Raw genomic sequence first — 19,371 nt, 5'->3', positions numbered from 1 at the left:
TTCTTATGTATTTGTTATTCAACTGCATTTGTTACTCATTCTAACCAATCTATTAATCTATTAAACCTGAGATAATCTATTAATTTTGATCTGACCCAAATCTTGAAACAAAAAAGATGCAGCATTAAACTGCACCTCAAGACTCTATTCTTTAGTATTCCATTGTTATGATCGGAGTACCTACGGTTAGTCGCAACTTGCCAGTCGTAGACTCCTTATGCAAAGCTACCTGCAGATTCACCTCTTGGATACCACTCTTAACAAAAGAATGGAACTCCTTAGAAGCCAATGACGCACTTACCGTATTCTGATCCTTGTAGTTTTCTAAGATTTTGCCTTTAAAAGCTAGAGTTATAGCATTTACGATTTCCATGGAACTCATTTGACCAGACTGTTCTTGCCCATTTACATAACCTTGCACCATAACATTCCATTGGCCATTTATACCAAGCTTCTTCAATTGCTCGCCTGCTTGCTCCTGCCACTTAACCAACTCCGACCGTTCAGCTTCATGAGAAGCGTCTAATCGCAAGACGACATAGCAGGCAGTTTGTCCCTGTGGACTTGCAACTGTTACGGTGACGACCGCTCCGGGCACAACCTCAGATTTGGCTGTATAGGTCGGATGTGAATTGGATTCACTCAACACTTCTGCCTGAGGAATTCCAAAAGCGTGGGACAGTTTCTTCCCAGTTTGCAGCATATCCTGAGCCACACCACTGCACGTTCCGTAATAGCCTGTATACTTGAAGGTTATTTGATTCTCACTCGTCATGTACGGCTTAACTGTATTCAATAAATGGAGTGCTTCTTGCTCACCTTGCGCATCGGCATGACGAACCCAACCAAAAATAATGCTTATAATGGACATACAAATGATCGATACTAACCAAGATTTCTGCATATAAAAAGGCACCTCTTTACTAGAATCGCAAGCTCTAGTAAAAGGATGCCCAAATCTAGCAAATGTTAAACAGAGGAAGTTTCTTCAAGTTCTTTTTCTCGGCGAACGATTTCTTCCATGGAAGTGTTAAGTGCGGCCTGTGGCCCAGGGAAGTGATTTTTGTAATAAGCTAAATCCATAATGACTAGAAGAATCAGCATCCCAGCAACGGCATAACCGGCCATTTGATTCGGAGGAATTACCATGACGATGCAGATGAAGATGATCCACAGAAGCGCGACGACAGAAATGAACGTGCTGTATTTCCCGAGATTCCACGGTCCGAGATGCTTATCTTGAAATCTGCCTTCCGCTTTAGCTCTGAGTTTGAGATAGATTGGTATGCCGTAAGCCACATATAAGCCCACAACACTGACCCCAGTTAGGAACGCAATCGTCGTGTAAGTCGCATCCGGATTCACCGTTTTGATGATGTAGTCAATGAAAGCGAGCAGGAACGAAAGAATAATAGCCAGCCAAATGGCTTTAGCAGGTGTACGGTATTTCTTCGAAATTTGTGCCCATTGGTTGCTCATCGGCATCCCTTTGTCACGAGAGAAGGCATACATCATACGTGAGAAGGAAGTGATAGAAGCTAGACCGCAGAACCACATCGCGGCAGTGACCAACCATAGAATAACGGAGCCGAATGTACCGCCAAGCGCTTGGCTGATGACATAGATGAACGCATTGCTTGAACCGGCAGCAGCACCGGCATCCTTAATGGACAAGGTGACAAAAGCAAGCATAACGAATCCAATGACAAACGAGTAGGCAACGGATGTGAAAATGCCCCAAGGCGCACGCACACGAGGGTTAATGGTCTCTTCAATGGTATGAGCAGAGGCATCATATCCCGTAAATGTCCACTGCGCTTGCAAAAGTCCGATCAGAAAAGCAAACATATACGGTTTATCCGAAAAAGTTTCGCCCACTTTGAACAAATAATCGACAGGATTCAAATTGCCTTTGGTGAAAAAGGCAAGTGACAAAACCAGCACCGCCACCACAGCGATATGGTACCATGCCGAGAAATCATTCAGCTTAGAAACGATACGAATCCCGATATGATTCAGAATGCCATGCGTGAGTAATATGATCGTGAAACAAATCAACACGGTTGTATTGCTGGATTCATAACCGAATACACTCGCGATGAGAGGATCGGCGAATAGGGCTACTGAATAATCGATACCAGCCACAATCCCGATTTGGCCGATCAGATTGATCCAGGCGGTGTACCAGCCCCAGCGTTTGTTTTTCAAAATAGCTGCCCAGTGGTACAAGGCACCAGCCGTCGGAATGGCCGAAGCAAGCTCAGCCATGACTGCTGCTACGAACATGACAAAAAGGGCGACAATCGGCCAGCCAAAGCCCATCATGCCCGCACCGCCATAGGTTAATCCGTGGCCGTATAACGATACAGCGCCAGTGAGAATGGAAATGATGGAGAATGAAATCGCAAAATTGGAAAATCCGCCCATACTGCGCAGCAGTTCTTGGGCATAACCGAACTTGTTTAAATCACTTTTGTCTTTTTCATGATGATTGGAAGGGTTGCTCATCTTTTATCCTCCTCATCAAATAGATACGATTTGTACAAACAAGTCACAAGTCTCATTTCCCTAGGAAACTTTCATGCTTGCTTTCATCGAATTCGCGAATGCTTTTATTGGCGATTCTGACAATCCATAAAGCAAACAAACACGTGACCGCAATAATTACGATTCCAATCGTCAGTCCCATTCGGCCTGCACCTCCTTCTCCGGACCATTATAGAAAAGCTTCTTAACGAAGCACATTCTCAAGGTGAATAATCTTGACCATTAAATTTCCAAGTTGACACCGCTCGTTTTTTGCTCAAGCATTTTATTCACGATGGTGCCGATATGCGCACCGCCTTCCAGTGGAGGGGTGCCCCCGCGATGTATATTGGAAATCACCGTGCGGTCGCTCTCCACCGTGCCTTTACGCGGTTTGTAACAGATGTAAGCACTAAGCGATTTAGACGAAACAAGTCCAGGTCTTTCCCCGATCAAAAGCACAAGCACTTCCGGCTGCACAATTTCGCCGATGTGATCCATAACAGCGACCCTGCCGCCACGGACGAAAAACGGAGTACCTGTGGATAACCCGTAAGCACTAAGCGAATCAAGCAGCGCAGGATACACATCGCCCAAATTGGCGTCTACCGCATTGGCACTAAGTCCATCCGAAACGACTATCTGCACCTGCGGCTTCATCTTGCACCTTTTTTGAATTTCTGCGATTCCTTCTTCGGTAACAATACGTCCCATATCAGGACGTTTTAAATAGTTTTCCGTATTCTCATAACGGGTTTCCACCGTAAACAAACCGAATTCGTCCAAAAGCGCTTGACTCGCTTCCCCATATATGGAATCGACAGCTGCGGCATGGTCACGGCGAAATTTAAGCACCTCTTTGGTGAGTGCCCTCGTACCCGTACGCCATACGCCGATACGTGCCGGTGTGCTGGCAAGCAGCTCATTCATCCCTTCCTCCCATTTGGGAGTTGGTACTTTAGAGGTGAATGTGTCCAATTCGGTGGACGGGGCCAGTTCCGACACCATGTCTACTCGGGTAGATCGCTGTGCTTCCTCATCAACAGGGGTAGGATTCAAAGAGCGATTAACCGCCGGAATATCAACAGCAGTTGATGCAGACAGCTTCTTCTCAAGCTCTGCCATCACCATATCAACAAGCTGATCCATGGGGATAACTTTGTTCATGTCGTTTCCTCCTTAGCGTTTTGCGTTAGCAAAACTGGCTTCGCAAGCAGCATCTGAGCTACATAAAAAGGGTCGGATCTCCCGCCATCGGCGTTAATCGGCCATTTTCCATGATGCCCATTTTCACCAGCCATTGTTCAAATGCCGGGGCCGGGCGCAGTCTCATCAATTCCCTTAAAGTGGCGATATCGTGGTAACTGGTAGATTGATAATTGAGCATGCAGTCATCTGCCATGGCCACACCGATCAGGTAATTGACGCCTGCAGCGGAAAGCAGCACCGCCAAATTGTCCATATCGTTCTGATCTGCCTTCATATGATTGGTGTAGCAAACATCTACCCCCATCGGCAGCTGCTGAAGCTTGCCCATGAAATGGTCTTCCAAACCAGCCCGAATTACCTGCTTGCTGTCATACAAATACTCAGGTCCGATGAAGCCAACAACCGTGTTAACAATAAACGGCTTATATTTTCGGGCAAGGCCATAACAGCGGGACTCGAGTGTGACCTGGTCGATACCGTGATGCGCTTCGGCTGACAATTCGGAGCCTTGGCCCGTTTCAAAATACCACAGATTCGGCCCTGTCCCTGTGCCTTCCCTGGCAATGAGCTCATCTGCTTCGTTAAGTAGCGAAACATCAATGCCGAACGCTTTATTCCCGTCCTCCGTGCCGGCCAAGCTTTGAAACACCATGTCGGCTGGAGCGCCTTGTCGGATAGCGCGCATCTGGGTTTTGATATGTGCTAAAACACAGTTCTGCGTCGGAATCTGCCACTTCTCCATCACTTCTTTGGTCACCTGCAAAATATTCTTGACGCTATCTGCCGAATCGATTACCGGATTGATACCGATAACCGCATCCCCAATCCCATAACTCAAGGCTTCAAATAAAGCGGCCTTAATACCCTGAATATTGTCCGTAGGATGATTGGGTTGGGCCCGACCGGACAGCACTCCTTTTTGGCCAATCGTAATGTTGCAATGCGTTGTGACTTCCATTTTGGATGCGGCTTGCACAAGATCAAGATTGCTCATTAATTTGGTGACAGCGGCGACCATTTCACTCGTTAAGCCACGGGAAAGCCTGCGAATTTCATCATTTCCCGTTTCTTGCCGCAGCAAATACTCCCGCAGCTCAGCCACCGTCCAATTGCGAACCTCGGTATAGATCTTCTCGTTTATCCCGTCTTCGATTACCCGCGACACTTCATCGATTTCCGGCGGCAGCAGAGGATGATTTCGGATATCCCCCAGCGTCAAATCGGACAGAACCAGTTTGGCTGCAATCCGCTCCTTCGCATCCAGTGCAGAGATTCCGGCCAACTGATCGCCTGATTTCTCCTCGTTTGCCTTCGCCATGACTTCCTTTAAATTTTTGAATTGAAAGGTTGTACCAAGCAACGTAGTCTTCAGGTTCACTGTCTTATCCCCTCCGCTCTGTTGTGAAAGGCCAACGTCTTAACTACCACCGGGATCATGATCCCTGAAATAGGCTCACCCAAGTCGATATAATCCCCATGCTCTACACGAATTTGATCGATGCAAATGACTTTCGGACGTTGTCCGCAGCGCTTAGTCAAGGATTGACCGAGCGCCTTCGCAATATCCGTTTCACAGATGACCACCATAGTTTCACTAGCAGGAAAATGTTGAACAAAACTTGCATGCAGCCGATCCGCTAAGTGCTGAAGCAATGTGTACGTAAGGTCATTCATTCCTGACAACGCCAGCCCGAACGGTGGTGACTGATCCCGATCAAAGAGGCTTGCGCCGCTTTTCATGATCGCATCCAACGCATCCGCAAGCAGCCCAGTTTGCTCAAGCATCTGCGTTGTTACATCAAGCCCCAGTAGAGGCAAATTGCGAATCGGCAGCAGCGATGCATCCAAATGCACCGTAGCGCCGCTGATTTCCGTGCTCTGCATCCCGGCACCGATGACGGTCGCTTTGACCGTCTGATCTGCACGGATGAGTCGGATAGGATATTGGGCGGATAATTCCTTCCAAGTGTGCGCTAGCAAAGGGCCGATATCATGATGGACCGCCACATCGGCCAAACTTTCCGGTTTCTTCGCCTCCATCAACAGGCCGATCCCTCCGGATACCATCCATTCTCCAATGGGAGGCATTGATGCAAGCAGCTCGCCGTTCAGCAAGGAACGAAGAGTTTCATCATGCTCAGGAATGATCTGCCCGGCTAAATAATCCATCATACAGTGGCACATTCCCATGCAGATTTCTTCTATGAGAGTGAAGCTAACCGTGTCGCCTGCCTTAATGTTGTATCCACTAGTCCTCAGCCATGGTCGAATCGATGGCGATACGTCTATAATCACTCCGTTCGAGTCTATTTGGATGAGCCTGCCCCCAACGTGAAAGGTGACTGTTCCAATCAGCTTACCTCTTTGAAAAATAGCCGCATTGGCTGTACCCCCGCCGATATCAATGTTGGCGACTGCGCCTCGAATCTGCATGGAGCGACGCTCCGCACCGGCGCCTTTGCCGGCAAGCAGCCCTTCTAGATCGGCACCTGCCGTTGCTACAACGAAATCGCCCGAGCGTTCGGCGAGCAGATGCAAAATTTGCCTAGCGTTCGTTTTATTCGCCGTTTCTCCGGTAATGATAACGGCGCCAGATTTCAAATCCGCTGGACGAATTCCTGCCTGCTTGTACTCATGGGTCACGATTTCCCAGATGTGCTCCGCATTGATTTCATCGCCGCTCTTCAGCGGAGTGCTGTAAATCGGACTCGCGTACAGCAATTCCCGCTCCGCGATCTCAAATCGAGGCAAGCTGACAGCACCCGACGAGCGTACTAATTTCAAACGGCTAATCACCATCTTGGTCGTGCTCGTTCCGATATCTAGGCCGACACTTGTGATCCACTGGTTATGCATTTCCCACTCACCCGTCCTGTGCCGCACTAGTTAATGCCCCGATCCCATCAGCGATAACGCCTGCCGCCAGCTTTGAAAGAGGAATACGCGTAGTCATGCTCACTTCACGCATTTTCTTGTAGGCATCTTCCTCATTTAAGGCGTATACCTGCATCACGATGCCCTTCGCTTTCTCGATCACTTTGCGCTCTTCGATGGATTGCTTTAGCTGTTTGATGTCTTGTTTCAGTGAATCCATCTTTTCTTTCTGACTCAAGGCAATTTCTACAGCGGGCAGCAAATCTTCCTCCGATATCGGTTTAACCAGGAAAGCTGCGACACCCGCCTCTCGCGCATCCTTCACCAATTCCTTCTGGCTGTATGCCGTAAGTAGTAAAACGGATGTATCCTGCTGCAGCTTGCGTATAATTTGGGACGCCTTGATGCCGTTCATGACGGGCATTTTAATATCCATGATGGCAAGATCCGGTTTTAATCTGGCAACGAGCTCTACCGCTTCCTCGCCATTTTTGGCTTCTCCCGCGACCCAATATCCGCCCTCTTCCAGCATTTCGCGAATATCCATGCGAATGATTGGATCGTCATCCACAACAACGATGGCATTTTTCATGGCTATTCGTCCTCCTTTTGCTGCGCTTTGGAAAGCGGAAATGTGATATGAGCGTCCGTACCCCGCTCATCCGAAGTTATATGAATGACACCGCTGAGATTTTCCTCCACAAGTGTCTCTGTGATTTTCAAGCCAAGATGACTCTTCCTGTCAGAATGGTTTGCCGCTTCAATTCCTATACCATTATCGGATACATGGACACTAATGAAAGTGCCAATAAATTGCAGGGAAATGTCGATATTCCCGGTACGTCTCTCCCCAAAAGCATGCAGTACGCAGTTCTGCACAAGCTCATTGACAACAAGCGCAAGCGTAGTGGCAACGTCGGACTGTAAAATAAGCTCATCCCCATAAATTTTCGGGTAAATGTTCTGATCCGGTTTGGAAGAGGACGAGATAATGTTCTTCGTAATGCGCTCCACCACATCGTTGAAATGGATCGTTTCAAGTCCTTCAAAGGCAAGCATTTCATGAATGACGGCAATGCTGTTAATGCGGTTGATACTATCGCGATAGACTCTCTCCACTTCTTCAAGCTTGGTCCTTCGCATCTGTAAGCGGAGTAGACTGGATACAGTCTGCAAATTATTTTTCACACGATGATGAATTTCCTTAATAACTGCCGATTTGATCACTAACTGCTTTTCTTTTTCTTTCATATCCGAGATGTCACGAATGAGAATTATGCCGCCTACCTCCCGCTGATCCCGGTAGATGGACATGGCTTTCAGATCAAAGGAAACATGCCCAATTTGAAGCTCCTGATGGATGAGTCCTTTGTGGCCTATGAGAGGGTTCCCTTCTAATCTGCCATAAAACAACTGGGCAATCGGGTACCCGTTAATCGCGCCAATATGACCGATTTGCTTCAACATTTCAGCTGCTCGGGGATTGGTATAGGTCATACATTCTTTGTCATCAAATAAAATAATGCCTTCGTGCATAAGCGACTGCATACTGCCTTCAGACATCGCCACAGTAAGCAGTGTTTCGCTCAGCTGTTCCGTTGTCTCCATTAATCTCGTCACATTTTTCTCCTGCTCGAGCTTTTCGGAGATGTCCTTTTCCATAATCAATGCGCCAATGACATTGCCGCCTTTTGACCGAATCGGCACGACGTTCTGCTGAATGGCAATCTGTTCCTGCGAGATGCCTCTCGCTCCGATCACGGACTGCCCAGAAAGCAAACAAAACATCACGGCAGGCTCATTTTGCGCAAAAGCATATTGTCCGACGACTGATGTCTTATATAGGGATGGAGCTGAGGATGGATGTGCCTCGGCAACCACAAGCGCTGAACCCTTGTCTGCGAGCGGGCAGTCAATAAATACATCCGATTCCGACACATCGGCTATCATTTGCAGCTGAGCGGCCATCTCCATGATCGTCTGGGCTTCTTCCTCGCTTAAAATCGTATGATTCCTGCACAATTCCATGATCAATGCCACCATGAATCCCTCATTACGTCGTGGATTTACTCCTGTACAATCTCCATAAGTCTTTCCTTCAGCCGTTGAATTCCCACTGTGGACGCTGCCGACGTCAAGAAGATTTCTCCTTCCGGCAGCGACTGTCTCAGAAGGGTAATGGCTCTATCAATGTCTGCCTTCGGGTGATCGATTTTGGTTACTACCCCAATCGTTAATACAGGAAACCCCTGTTCAAATCCGGGAGGAAAATAGTTTCTGTTCCGGGCAGCATCTTGCACAAGCAAAACAGCTGCAGTCTCATGCGAGGTCGCTATTAGGGAGCGATAATACAATGGATTTTCGCTGTATTCACCAGGTGTATCAATGATCCAGTCCCGATAGATAAGACTTTGGGTTTTGATCGCCGGCTCCGATTCCCCGAACAAGGCTTTAATTAACGTTGATTTTCCAGCACCGACAGCGCCGATCAGCATCACTTTTTTCATAGATTCAAGACCTCGTTATCGGTGCAGTCGCAAATTTCAGCTTATCCTGCAAAAAAGCATTCACAGCCTCAATCGCCATTTCCACAGCGGCTACTTCCCCCGTGAGCACGAGCGATCCGGTGAAACGATCCAAATAACCGATGCCCACACTAGCCGCTTTGGTCGCAATGTCAGCGGCAATGATGGCCGTTTCCGTGGGAGTAAGTGTTAAAATCCCAATCGCATTCCTTTCTTCAATACCAAGCTTCGTATACAAAACCGGATCGGGATTGGCAATCACATGAGCCAGTGTCAGTTGTTTGCCGGGCACATATTCCTGAATCACCCTCATCTTCTGCTCTTCCATACGTCCTCCTCGGTTTCTTGAGCGACCTCATAACTATCTACAATGCCTACGATCATCGCATCGATAGGAACCATTTTATCCGTGAACAAGGTTCGGGCCGGACTCCCTCTAGACACAATCACATTCTCGCCAACACCGGCTCCAATGCGGTCTGCGGCAATGATCGGAGTGCCCGCTTCGCTATCTTTGAAATCCATCGGCTGGATCACTAACAATTTCAAATTGTCCATGCCCACTTCTTTTTGCGAAGCCCATACACTGCCGATTACTTTTCCTAAAAACATAGAACCTCACCCTTCAGCCGCATATTCGATCGTGATGCCCTTCTCCTTCAGCATGTCTTGGGCCAGTGAAGATATGATCGTTCTCTTGCCAACTTGCAGTGAGCGAAGAGATTTACTTTTGGATTCCCGCGCCACCCAATCCGCCGAGATGAGCCTTCCTTCGTAAACGATGTGCCCGTTATTCTCGGTGCTCTCGTTTGTTTTTACTGAGCCGTCCGTTTCCGCAACTGCAGTATCTGGACGGGTTTTATTCACAACCATTTCAGCCAACTGCTTCAATGGACCAAATTCAACGCCATACATCTGCAGTTCCATTTTGTAATAATCAAAAAGGTTCACATAAGGCTTAGGCAATGTTATTGTCTTGAGCGTACGTCGGTCAGCCCGTTTTAACCCGGAGATATCATCGCCGATGAGTACAAATTTATTCTGAACCAACGTGGAAAAGATGATCTCCGATAGGATGGTCCCTTTCATGCCAAGAGCGGCCCTTGCCGCATTATCGAGATCAATTTCCGGGATCACGATGCCCTCATATTCGAGGGGCACCTCTAGAGGAGACGGCGCGAATTCGTCAGATGCTATCGTTTTTCCGCGACCACCGCATTCAATTTGGTGCTTCCCCAGCCAAGAAGAAGCTTCGCCATCCAGGAACAAAATATCATGATTAACCTGGTGATTATTTAACCATATAAAATGATCGGTAAAAGCCTCATGAGCCGTACTGTCGTAAAAAATGTAAAGCACCTTAGGCCGCTTGACCGCTTGCTTTTCCAACGAATCAATGAACTCACGAACAATAGATTCGACCATTTGCTTGATCTCCACCTAGAGCTGCCTCCTTTCGGCACGCGTGATTTCACCGTTTTTGCCGATCATCTGAACCTTATCCCCTGTATTCAAATGGGCAGCATTCGCTTCATCCAAGTCAATATGAAAATCGAGCGAAAAATGCGCGCTAATCCTCACGATCGTATCAGCAAAAATAATCGGCCGCTCCCCCGTTGCTTGGACAATGAGGCGATCTCCTTCGTTGACCTGAAAGGTTTGGGCATCTTCTGGAGACATGTGCACATGATTTTTGGCAATGATCAGCCCCTGCTGCAAAACAACCGTTCCGCTCGCACCGACGAGTGTAATACTTGGTGTACCTTGGATATCACCGGATAATCGGATCGGGGGATGAACGCCCAGCTCAAATCCGTCTGTACGCGAGATCTCCACTTGGGTCGCTCCACGTGAAGGACCTAGGATGCGGACATGTTGGATGATTCCTTTCGGACCAACTAATGTCACGGTTTCACGCGCAGCGAACTGACCCTTTTGAGACAGCTCACGAAGGAGAGTTAGCGCATAACCAGCGCCGAACAACGCTTCAACATGCTCGGGAGAGAGATGAACATGCCGGTTTGATACACCGACTGGAATGAGCTTGAGCCCACTATCCTCGCTTCCGGGAAGGATTGTTGACTCCGAAGGGGCCACGCGCCGCAAAGAGATTCCCCTATCTTTCAAAAAGTCAGCGGCTGCCGGTGTCAGCTTATCCCCATCCATTACCGGAAACGGATTAGGCAGGCCTTTAACCAGCTGAGTACGCAGATGCGTTTCCGTAATAAGCGTCATAGACGTATTTAACCTTCGAGCTTAGGAAGAATGAACTCAATATCGGAATGCGGACGAGGAATGACGTGAACAGAAACAAGCTCTCCCACTTTTTCCGCAGCTGCAGCACCTGCATCCGTGGCCGCCTTTACAGCGCCGACATCTCCTCTGACCATGACCGTGACCAGTCCTCCGCCAACATGAACTTTACCGACCAATCTCACATTCGCTGCCTTGACCATGGCGTCTGCCGCTTCAATTGAACCTACCAAGCCTTTCGTTTCCACCAAACCTAAAGCTGCCATTTCTCCTGCCATTTGAATTTCCTCCTCGGGTTATGTATGCAATTGCATTTCGGAAAGCACGCTTTTAATGATCTGCGCAACTTCATCACGCGTAATACCAAGTTTATTAGAGCTTTCCAAGCTTTCCGCCACTAGCGCTGCAACACGGCTTGTATCGGGCTCCGCCCTCATCTCTTTAATGCCAAAAGCAACACGCTTGATGTTCATCAAATGCTGTGGTCCAATGTTATCGGATGTAATGTTGTTGCCATAGGAACCACAGCCCAGTGTCATCGATGGCATAATCCCCGTCGTTGCACCGATTCCCCCGAACGTAGTGCCTGTATTCACCACAATGCGCGATGCTGGTTTCTCCAGCCCGAACGCCTCAATGATCGACAAGTCCTCGCCGTGGATGCCGAGTGTATGTCCAAGTCCTCCGAGCTCCAACAAATCGATGCAGCGTTGACAGCCTTCTTGCCAGTCACTCACGGTATATAAAGCAAGCACAGGACTGAGTTTCTCCATGGAAAATGGATACGCATGTCCTACCTCCGACTCTTCCGCGACCAGCACCCTTGCATCCTCCGGAACCGTTATGCCAGCCTTGCCCGCAATCACTTGTGGAGAACGGCCAACCACATTCGGGTTCATTCCTTTTCCAATGGTGAGGATCGAGCCGACCTTTTCTTTTTCTTCCGCATTCAAAAAGTAAGCTCCTTGCCGCTTCAGCTCCGCAACCAGCTCCGCTTTTACCGCTTGATCAACGACAAGCGCTTGTTCCGAAGCGCAGATCGTTCCGTAGTCGAATGTTTTGCTTTGCAAAATCAGTCTCACAGCTCGTGGGATATTTGCACTCCGATGAATATAAACCGGTACGTTGCCGGGACCAACACCGTATGCGGGCTTGCCGGAGCTATAAGCGGCCTTGACCATTGCTGTTCCACCCGTTGCCAAAATGATATCGGTCAGCTTATGCCTCATCAGTTCACCACTCGCCTCAAGGGACGGAACCGATAGACAATGAATCAGCCCGGGCGGGGCTCCTGCCTTCTCCGCCGCAGCACGCATGACGGCTGCCGACTCCTGCGAACAGCGCAGTGCTGATGGATGAGGACTAATCACGATGGCGTTTCTTGATTTAAGTGAGATCAGGCATTTGAACAAGACGGTTGAAGTCGGGTTCGTTGAAGGTATAATCGCAGCAACAATACCGACTGGTTGAGCGATTTCCCAGACTTGCTTCTCATCATCTTTGCGGATAATACCGACAGTCTTCATATCCTTAATTGCCGAGTAGACGTCCCTCGCAACGAATAGATTCTTCGCCTTTTTATCAGCGACTCTTCCGAAGCCTGTCTCTTCTACGGCCATTGCTCCCAGCCGCTCTGCTTCCGACTCTGCTGCTTGAGCCATGGCTGCTACGATCATATCTATTTGCGATTGTGTCATTTTCTCCAGTTGTTTTTGTGCCGCCTTCGCCTCTTGAAGGAAATGGCGGACCTCCTGGATCGCTTGTAAATCGCTATCCAGCTTCATGTCACGGGATCTCCCCCTTCAGCGTCCATCCCCGTGAAAAGCCTGACCAATTCGGCTTTACTAACCAATTGGATATCCCGACCGGTTATGGGGAATCGGGGCGTATTATGCGCAAGTTCTCTAAGCTGTGCTACGCTCATCTTGCTCCAATTCGGCGCACTCACTTCCGGCGTCGTGATAACCTTATTGCGTTCCTCCTTCGGTGAATCTTTCGGCTGGTTTTTTGCCCAAGCCTCCTGAATCATCGCGTGTACAGAAGGATCCGGTCGCGGTATAACATGTGTGGATAACAGCTTGCCCACTCTCTTCGCTTCTGCAGCACCTGCATCCACGGCAGCTTTGACCGCTGCAACATCGCCTAGAATATAGATCGTTACGATGCCGGCATCCACTTTTTCATAAGTCGTTACCTTCACATCTGCCGTTTTGGCTGCAGCGTCTGCGGCTGCAATCAAGGCAGGCAGACCGTAAGTTTCGATCATGCCCAAAGACATCAATCTTCCATCCATTTGTAAACACCCGCTTCTTTTTACCCTATTTTCTTAGGCTCTCGAGCAATGCTTCGAACAGCCTCTGCGAACGCTTCTGCTGCTGCCGTACAAGCAGATTGACTGCCTGTTAGTAATCCTCCCGCAAAGTTCGTCTCCGTCGGAGGGCCATAAAACTTGCACATACGCACATCGGCCGCCTTCAGTGCGGCATCGAGTGCGTACACGGCTTCGAGTGGCGGAGCAATCAAATAAGCAAGAGGCTCTCCTTCTTGAATGTCTGCTAAGTTGGACAGATAAGAACCAGTTCTGGAGACAACATGAGCATAGTAAGCATGCGTTCCCTCGTCGTTGAGGGCGTAAAAACAAGCTCCAGTCTCCATCACTTGGATAGCCGCATCTAACCCGCTTCTCACTTCGGCAGGCGATGCACCGCCTATGATCCCAATAAATTCTCCTGAAAGCGGTCCAGAAGCATGACCTGATCCCGCATAAAATGAACGAGCATACACCACTTCGACTACTGCATGCTTCGTTGCTTCATCGATAGCGGTGTAGCCCACGTCATCAATGCTGGACGTTAACAGACCGAGGCTGCGAATGCCCGGCTTCAATTCCAACTGAAGTGCCAAGCCGGCATCCACATTAGGGATGATCCTAATAGCGAGCGGAATGGCTCGAATTGGTTGTTGTTTCACTCCTTTCACCTCTTCACCCCGAATGAATGAAAACAAAAAGGTGCCCAGGTGCAGAGAACGACGTATCGTTCTTGGACCTAAGGCACCTTTGCCTGCTATTTATGCTTTTGATTATGGATATGCGGGTTGTACAACAATTATACCTATTTTGCTTATGTAATCGTTATTCCTGATCCATCCATTTTAATAGAAATCTATAGGCGACCTGATTCGGTATAGTTCTAAATCTCTAATCAATTCCGGGCAGAGCTAGTTCATTTATACCGCAACACCGCTAGAATAATAATCCTTCTGTCGGATATTGCCAGAACCCGACATGTCGTATGATAAGGTTATATATCGATTTTTGAAAGAATCTTTCGCGAACATGAACAAGGCAAATCCGGTGAAAGCCGGGGACGCAAAGCTACAGGGGCTAACGTGCACATCCGTGCACTATGCCAGCCAGTTACCAAAGCTGCGGGAGTTTTATGCCCCTTTTTGGTGAAAGGGGCTTTTTTATTTGCCCATAATAGGATGAAAAGTGGGGGTTGGTTGCATGAGAAAAACGATGAAGGGACTTCTTGTTTCGATCATTGTACCTGTTTATAACGAAAGCGCCAACATCATGGAATTTTACTTTAGAGTCACGCGCATTATGAATCAGACCGGTTATGATTATGAAATGGTTTTTATTAATGACGGAAGCAAGGATGATACGCTGGACAAGCTTCATGGATTTCGTGAGAAGGATCGCCGTATCAAAATTATTGATCTATCCCGCAACTTCGGGAAGGAAATCGCTTTAACGGCAGGCCTCGACAATTGCCGTGGCGATGCTGTGATTCCCATTGATGCGGATTTGCAGGACCCTCCAGAGGTTATTCCAGAACTATTGGCCAAGTGGGAAGAAGGTTATGAAGTGGTCTATGCCACCCGCTCCAAGCGGGATGGCGAAACTTCAATGAAGAAGCTCACAGCGCATCTGTTTTACAGGTTCATCCGAAGGCTGACACCCATCTCTATTCCCCAGGATACGGGTGATTTTCGGTTAATGTCCAGAAAGGTCGTCAACGCCTTGAAAGAACTTCGTGAGCAGCACCGTTTCATGAAGGGCCTCTTCAGTTGGGTAGGCTTCAATCAGACAAGCATCTCTTATCGCAGAGAGCCCCGATTTGCCGGTAAGACCAAGTTCAACTATTGGAAGTTGTGGAATTTTGCCGTTGAAGGCATCACATCCTTCACTTTCCTACCTTTGCAAGCGGCGACTTATTTGGGCTTTGCCATCTCCTTGTTCGCTATTCTTTTTGCCTGCTATTTATTCATAACTACCCTACTCCACGGCAACGCAGTGCCCGGATATCCCTCCTTAATGGTGGCGGTCCTCTTTCTTGGAGGGGTTCAGCTTACGACACTGGGAATCATCGGAGAGTATCTGGGGCGAATCTACAACGAATCGAAACGGCGTCCTTTGTATTTCACTCAAAGCATAATAGGCTTGGATGATAATAAAGAACTGCCTCGGCTGGAGGGAGTTAAATAAATGGAACAAACAATTTACTGGAAAATGGATCGTATGGAGCAAGAGCACTGGTGGTTTGTCAGCCGGCGCAGCATTATCGAGACCGTTTTACAATCGCAATTACGGTCCATCGGACCTCACTCCAAAATCCTGGATGCAGGCTGTGGAACCGGCGGAAACTTGGCTATGTTGTCTCGATTAGGCTGCGAGGTCATTGGCCTCGAAATGGAACATGATGCAGCTGAAATTGCAAGATCCAAAAGCGGGAAATCCGTCTATATCGGCAGCTTGCCGGATCAGGTTCCATTAGCTGATGAATCCTTCGATCTGATTGTTCTCTTGGATGTGCTCGAGCATATTGAAGATGATATAGGGGCGCTTAACGCATTGACTGGAAAATTAAAACCGGGGGGGAGTCTGCTCATCACAGTCCCTGCCTTCTCTTTCTTATGGAGCAATCACGATGAGTCTCATCATCATAAGAGAAGATATCGATTACACGAACTGGTTGGGAAAATGCAGCATTGCAACCTTCAACCGAAGCATGCAAGCTATTTCAATACCTGGCTCTTTCCGGTGATTGCACTTGTGAGAATCCTACATAAGAAATTGGGTTTTATGCAAAAATCGGATGACCTATCTATGCCTTCGCCTTTCATTAATAAGCTGCTTACATATGTTATGTCCAGTGAGAGACATGTTTTGAAACACGGTAAATTGCCATTTGGAGTCTCCATCATGGCGATTGGCCAAAAAGTATAGCTAGCTAGGGTAAGGGAGCCACAACTATGAATAACAAAGTGCTGTTTCAAAGAGTCGTATTCGCCGTCTACGCTGCAATCTTTATGTTCATATTCATTTTCATGGATGTCCATTCTTCCCGTAATGATCCCGATACGTTCTGGCACATTGAAGTCGGGAAGGAAATGATCACGCAGGGTAAAGTCATTGATAAGGCGATCCATACGTTTGCCGGCGAGAACCTGTCTTATGTACCTCATGAAGTCGGTTTCCAGTGGATCGTCGGCGGCTTGTACAGCTTATGGGAGTGGAATGGCGTACATATCTTCACACTGCTGTCGGTTTTCATATTAACTGTCGGGCTGTATCGATTGATGGAGATCTCGAGACAAGAGATGGGCCTTCCTAAGATGCACCCTTTTTTGGTGTATGTCGTTCTACCTTTGTTCGCGTTCTACATTTATATAGCCTACTTCAAAATTCGCCCACAAATAATTTCTGCGGGTCTTGTTGTTTGGTTCGCCGTATGGCTTAGACGGTTTGCCATGGATGCATCCGTAAAAAAAGCAGGAATGCTTGGGATTTTATCCTTGATTTTAGCCAACGTGCATACGGGCGTATGGGCGGTCATCGCGGTGTTTTTCATGATGCAAGTATTCGAAAGAATATGGGAAAAGAAGTTAAATCGATATGATCTTATCGCATTGATTTTCATCGTAATTGGCGGGATTGCTAATTTCGGAGGGCTGCAGAGCTTAACCTACTTTTTGACTTTAGGTGAAAGTCCTTTTACTCAAATGATTGATGAGTGGAAACCCATTCCCTTTTCGAGCAATTACATTAGTTTTATCACTTTGATTGTATTTGTGCTTTCCGGCGTGTACAGCATTAAGGGAAGGCCGTTCCGCCTCATGCTTTTTATTGGAATACTGTACCTAGGTCTAGCCAGCTACAAACAATTTCTGTTCCTCGTGCTGTTTCTACCTTACTTCTTGGCTGTTATCATTGATCCATATAAGTGGTTGCGTGTATTTAAGAGCTTGGAGCCCTATATACGATTGAAAATAGTGCTTCCCTTGATCGTATTGGGGTTACTACTCAACTTTTCCACCGTTCTGTTGACGCCATATAAGCAGCCCGTTACGAAATATCCGGTAGAAGAGATGACTTACATCCTTCACAAGAATAACACTATCGACCGGCCTAAGGTCCTTTCTGACTATGGCTCTTCCGGTTACGTGATGTTCAGGGGCGGAGATGTGCTCGCGGACGGACGTTTCGATCCGTTTATTCTGGAAGCGACCAAAGGTGTTCACCAATGGACCGCATTCGAGCGTTCCCTAAACGGCCTCCGATCCGGTTATATAATGGATATCATTCATTCGGACCGGCCTGACTTTCTGATTCTTCCAACTGCGGATTCCAACAAATTAGTAAACTCCTTATCGGAAGTTGAACTGGATGAAGTGAAGAAGCAATTACATGAGCCGGACTTTACAGGCAGCTTTGGTCAGGTGTGGGATCTGAGGAAGATCTATCAATGAAAGCACTCAAGATCATTCTATTGCTTTTTGTTGTAAGCAGATTGATCATATTCGGGTTTTTATCAATCGGCCAACCTGATCAGACTCATTATGTTGATAATCAGCTACAATTGGATAACCCTATTTTAGATCATTTTATTCTCTACGATTCCTATAATTATGCGCAAATCGCTGTGGAAGGATATACGGAAGACCGGTTAACCGCCTTTTTTCCGCTTTATCCGCTTATTGTCAGGGGAGTCACCAGTGTAACCGCGATTGACGTTTATTGGGCCGGGTTTCTTCTATCCAACTTCTTTTTTATAAGTTCGCTTTGGCTATTATATACGCTCATGGAGAAGAGAGGGCTCGGCGCAAGAGTAAGGTTTTTAACGCTCTCCGCCCTCGTCTTTTTCCCATCTTCTTATTTTTTCAGCGCCTTTTATACAGAAAGCTTCTTTCTGTTCTTGGCGTTATCGGCTTTCCGCTTCTGGGACAATGAAAAAAGGGGAGCAGCGTATTTTATCGGAGGACTAGCTGCTCTTTCCAGAATTGTTGGGGTATGGGTTCCACTGGCTTTTTTTGTAGAGAGATTAATCCGTAGAAAATTGGATGTTAAAGATTTTGTATTTGCCTTGATGAGCAGTCTGATGTTCTTCAGCTATCCGGTTTATCTTTGGCTGACAAAAGGAGAGCCGTTGTTGTTTTTAAAAGTAATGGCGCCTGATTATGGCCGTTATTCGACCATCCCCTTCTATCCCATCTATCAAGATATCATAACGTCTGTAGAAACAAGCCGGATTGAACCTATTATTATATTACACATATTGTTACTTGTGATTTTCATCACTTATTTAGTATCAACAATTCGACTACAACAGAGCGGGGTAACCATTGTTTGGTCCGAGGTGATCTATACGTTTGGTTTAATCTTGATGCCGCTCTCCTCCATTCTGATTCAGCCTATTCATATTGCTTCCCATGGATTTATGCGCTATTTTCTAACCGTCTTTCCCCTGTTTATATTTATTGGGATGCATCTGGATCAACTTTTGAAACGTTCAAATCGAAACTCTAGTCATTCCTCGTTTATCGTTTGGAAATCAGTGGGCTATACTACCCTGTTCATATGGATTTCTTTCACCTTATATATCTTTTTAGCTCTACGCTTTAAAGGGTTTGTTGCATAGCTCGATTCAAAACGTAAAAAAACAGCCCCATCCATAGATGAGCCTGCCTGTAACGCTAA

At 47.4% G+C, this 19,371-nt stretch carries 21 protein-coding genes and 1 riboswitch; of the genes, 4 read left to right on the top strand and 17 right to left on the bottom strand.

Going from position 1 to position 19,371, the window contains the following annotated elements; translation table 11 throughout:
* Positions 1-151: 151 nt before the first annotated feature.
* From QFZ78_RS26955 to eutL, 17 genes are all read right to left on the bottom strand, one after another.
* A complete protein-coding gene (locus tag QFZ78_RS26955; RefSeq protein ID WP_307552127.1) occupies positions 152-904 on the bottom strand; it encodes a YwmB family TATA-box binding protein in 753 nt (250 codons plus the stop codon).
* A gap of 65 nt (positions 905-969) precedes the next feature.
* Positions 970-2,508, bottom strand: a complete 1,539-nt coding sequence (locus tag QFZ78_RS26950) for an amino acid permease (RefSeq protein WP_307552125.1) — start codon at positions 2,506-2,508, stop codon at positions 970-972.
* 52 nt (positions 2,509-2,560) lie between these two features.
* A complete protein-coding gene (locus tag QFZ78_RS26945) occupies positions 2,561-2,689 on the bottom strand; it encodes a hypothetical protein (protein ID WP_307552124.1) in 129 nt (42 codons plus the stop codon).
* A gap of 80 nt (positions 2,690-2,769) precedes the next feature.
* On the bottom strand, positions 2,770-3,693 hold the full coding sequence (eutC, locus tag QFZ78_RS26940; protein WP_307552122.1) for an ethanolamine ammonia-lyase subunit EutC: 924 nt from the start codon (positions 3,691-3,693) through the stop codon (positions 2,770-2,772).
* A 58-nt stretch (positions 3,694-3,751) separates the two neighbouring features.
* Entirely contained in the window at positions 3,752-5,113 is a 1,362-nt protein-coding gene (locus tag QFZ78_RS26935) for an ethanolamine ammonia-lyase subunit EutB (RefSeq protein WP_307552120.1), read from the bottom strand.
* The gene (locus QFZ78_RS26930) at positions 5,110-6,591 is read right to left on the bottom strand and encodes an ethanolamine ammonia-lyase reactivating factor EutA (protein WP_307552118.1); all 1,482 of its coding nucleotides are present in this window, start codon (positions 6,589-6,591) and stop codon (positions 5,110-5,112) included. Before QFZ78_RS26930 ends, QFZ78_RS26935 begins: the two co-directional genes overlap by 4 nt.
* Before the next feature lie 7 nt (positions 6,592-6,598).
* Positions 6,599-7,201, bottom strand: coding sequence for an ANTAR domain-containing response regulator (locus tag QFZ78_RS26925; protein WP_307552116.1), 603 nt, complete (start codon positions 7,199-7,201; stop codon positions 6,599-6,601).
* A 2-nt stretch (positions 7,202-7,203) separates the two neighbouring features.
* Positions 7,204-8,637: a sensor histidine kinase gene (locus QFZ78_RS26920; RefSeq protein WP_307552115.1), complete on the bottom strand. Its 1,434-nt coding sequence runs from the start codon at positions 8,635-8,637 to the stop codon at positions 7,204-7,206.
* Between the two features lie 38 nt (positions 8,638-8,675).
* Positions 8,676-9,116, bottom strand: a complete 441-nt coding sequence (locus tag QFZ78_RS26915; RefSeq protein ID WP_307552113.1) for a EutP/PduV family microcompartment system protein — start codon at positions 9,114-9,116, stop codon at positions 8,676-8,678.
* Between the two features lie 4 nt (positions 9,117-9,120).
* The gene (locus QFZ78_RS26910; RefSeq protein WP_171645417.1) at positions 9,121-9,462 is read right to left on the bottom strand and encodes a BMC domain-containing protein; all 342 of its coding nucleotides are present in this window, start codon (positions 9,460-9,462) and stop codon (positions 9,121-9,123) included.
* The gene (locus tag QFZ78_RS26905) at positions 9,444-9,746 is read right to left on the bottom strand and encodes a EutN/CcmL family microcompartment protein (protein ID WP_307552112.1); all 303 of its coding nucleotides are present in this window, start codon (positions 9,744-9,746) and stop codon (positions 9,444-9,446) included. Before QFZ78_RS26905 ends, QFZ78_RS26910 begins: the two co-directional genes overlap by 19 nt.
* 6 nt (positions 9,747-9,752) lie before the next feature.
* The gene (locus QFZ78_RS26900) at positions 9,753-10,574 is read right to left on the bottom strand and encodes a hypothetical protein (RefSeq protein ID WP_307552111.1); all 822 of its coding nucleotides are present in this window, start codon (positions 10,572-10,574) and stop codon (positions 9,753-9,755) included.
* Positions 10,575-11,369, bottom strand: coding sequence for a phosphate propanoyltransferase (gene pduL, locus QFZ78_RS26895; protein ID WP_307552110.1), 795 nt, complete (start codon positions 11,367-11,369; stop codon positions 10,575-10,577).
* 8 nt (positions 11,370-11,377) lie between these two features.
* Entirely contained in the window at positions 11,378-11,665 is a 288-nt protein-coding gene (locus QFZ78_RS26890; protein WP_047676490.1) for a BMC domain-containing protein, read from the bottom strand.
* A gap of 18 nt (positions 11,666-11,683) precedes the next feature.
* Complete coding sequence (locus QFZ78_RS26885) at positions 11,684-13,171, bottom strand: acetaldehyde dehydrogenase (acetylating) (protein ID WP_307552109.1); 1,488 nt, start codon at positions 13,169-13,171, stop codon at positions 11,684-11,686.
* Entirely contained in the window at positions 13,168-13,680 is a 513-nt protein-coding gene (locus QFZ78_RS26880; RefSeq protein ID WP_307552108.1) for a BMC domain-containing protein, read from the bottom strand. The genes QFZ78_RS26885 and QFZ78_RS26880 overlap by 4 nt, the downstream gene beginning before the upstream one ends.
* A 20-nt stretch (positions 13,681-13,700) precedes the next feature.
* Positions 13,701-14,357 carry an ethanolamine utilization microcompartment protein EutL gene (eutL, locus tag QFZ78_RS26875; RefSeq protein ID WP_307552107.1) on the bottom strand — a complete coding sequence of 219 codons (657 nt, stop codon included), beginning with the start codon at positions 14,355-14,357 and terminating at the stop codon, positions 13,701-13,703.
* Positions 14,358-14,722: 365 nt separating this feature from the next.
* Positions 14,723-14,813: riboswitch (cyclic di-GMP riboswitch) on the top strand.
* An 82-nt stretch (positions 14,814-14,895) separates the two neighbouring features.
* Between eutL and QFZ78_RS26870 the strand changes: the two genes are divergently transcribed.
* Genes QFZ78_RS26870 through QFZ78_RS26855 form a run of 4 tightly spaced genes read left to right on the top strand, consistent with a single transcriptional unit; the run spans position 14,896 to position 19,312 of the window.
* Complete coding sequence (locus QFZ78_RS26870) at positions 14,896-15,879, top strand: glycosyltransferase family 2 protein (RefSeq protein WP_307552106.1); 984 nt, start codon at positions 14,896-14,898, stop codon at positions 15,877-15,879.
* Positions 15,880-16,620: a class I SAM-dependent methyltransferase gene (locus tag QFZ78_RS26865; protein ID WP_307552105.1), complete on the top strand. Its 741-nt coding sequence runs from the start codon at positions 15,880-15,882 to the stop codon at positions 16,618-16,620.
* A gap of 26 nt (positions 16,621-16,646) precedes the next feature.
* Positions 16,647-18,143: a hypothetical protein gene (locus tag QFZ78_RS26860; protein ID WP_307552104.1), complete on the top strand. Its 1,497-nt coding sequence runs from the start codon at positions 16,647-16,649 to the stop codon at positions 18,141-18,143.
* Positions 18,140-19,312: a hypothetical protein gene (locus QFZ78_RS26855; protein WP_307552103.1), complete on the top strand. Its 1,173-nt coding sequence runs from the start codon at positions 18,140-18,142 to the stop codon at positions 19,310-19,312. The genes QFZ78_RS26860 and QFZ78_RS26855 overlap by 4 nt, the downstream gene beginning before the upstream one ends.
* Positions 19,313-19,371 lie beyond the last annotated feature (59 nt).

This window comes from Paenibacillus sp. V4I5 (genome assembly GCF_030817255.1).
Lineage (GTDB): Bacteria > Bacillota > Bacilli > Paenibacillales > NBRC-103111 > Paenibacillus_E.
The sequence above is the reverse complement of the archived record's forward strand: the minus strand, read 5'-3'. Positions and strand labels throughout refer to the sequence as shown.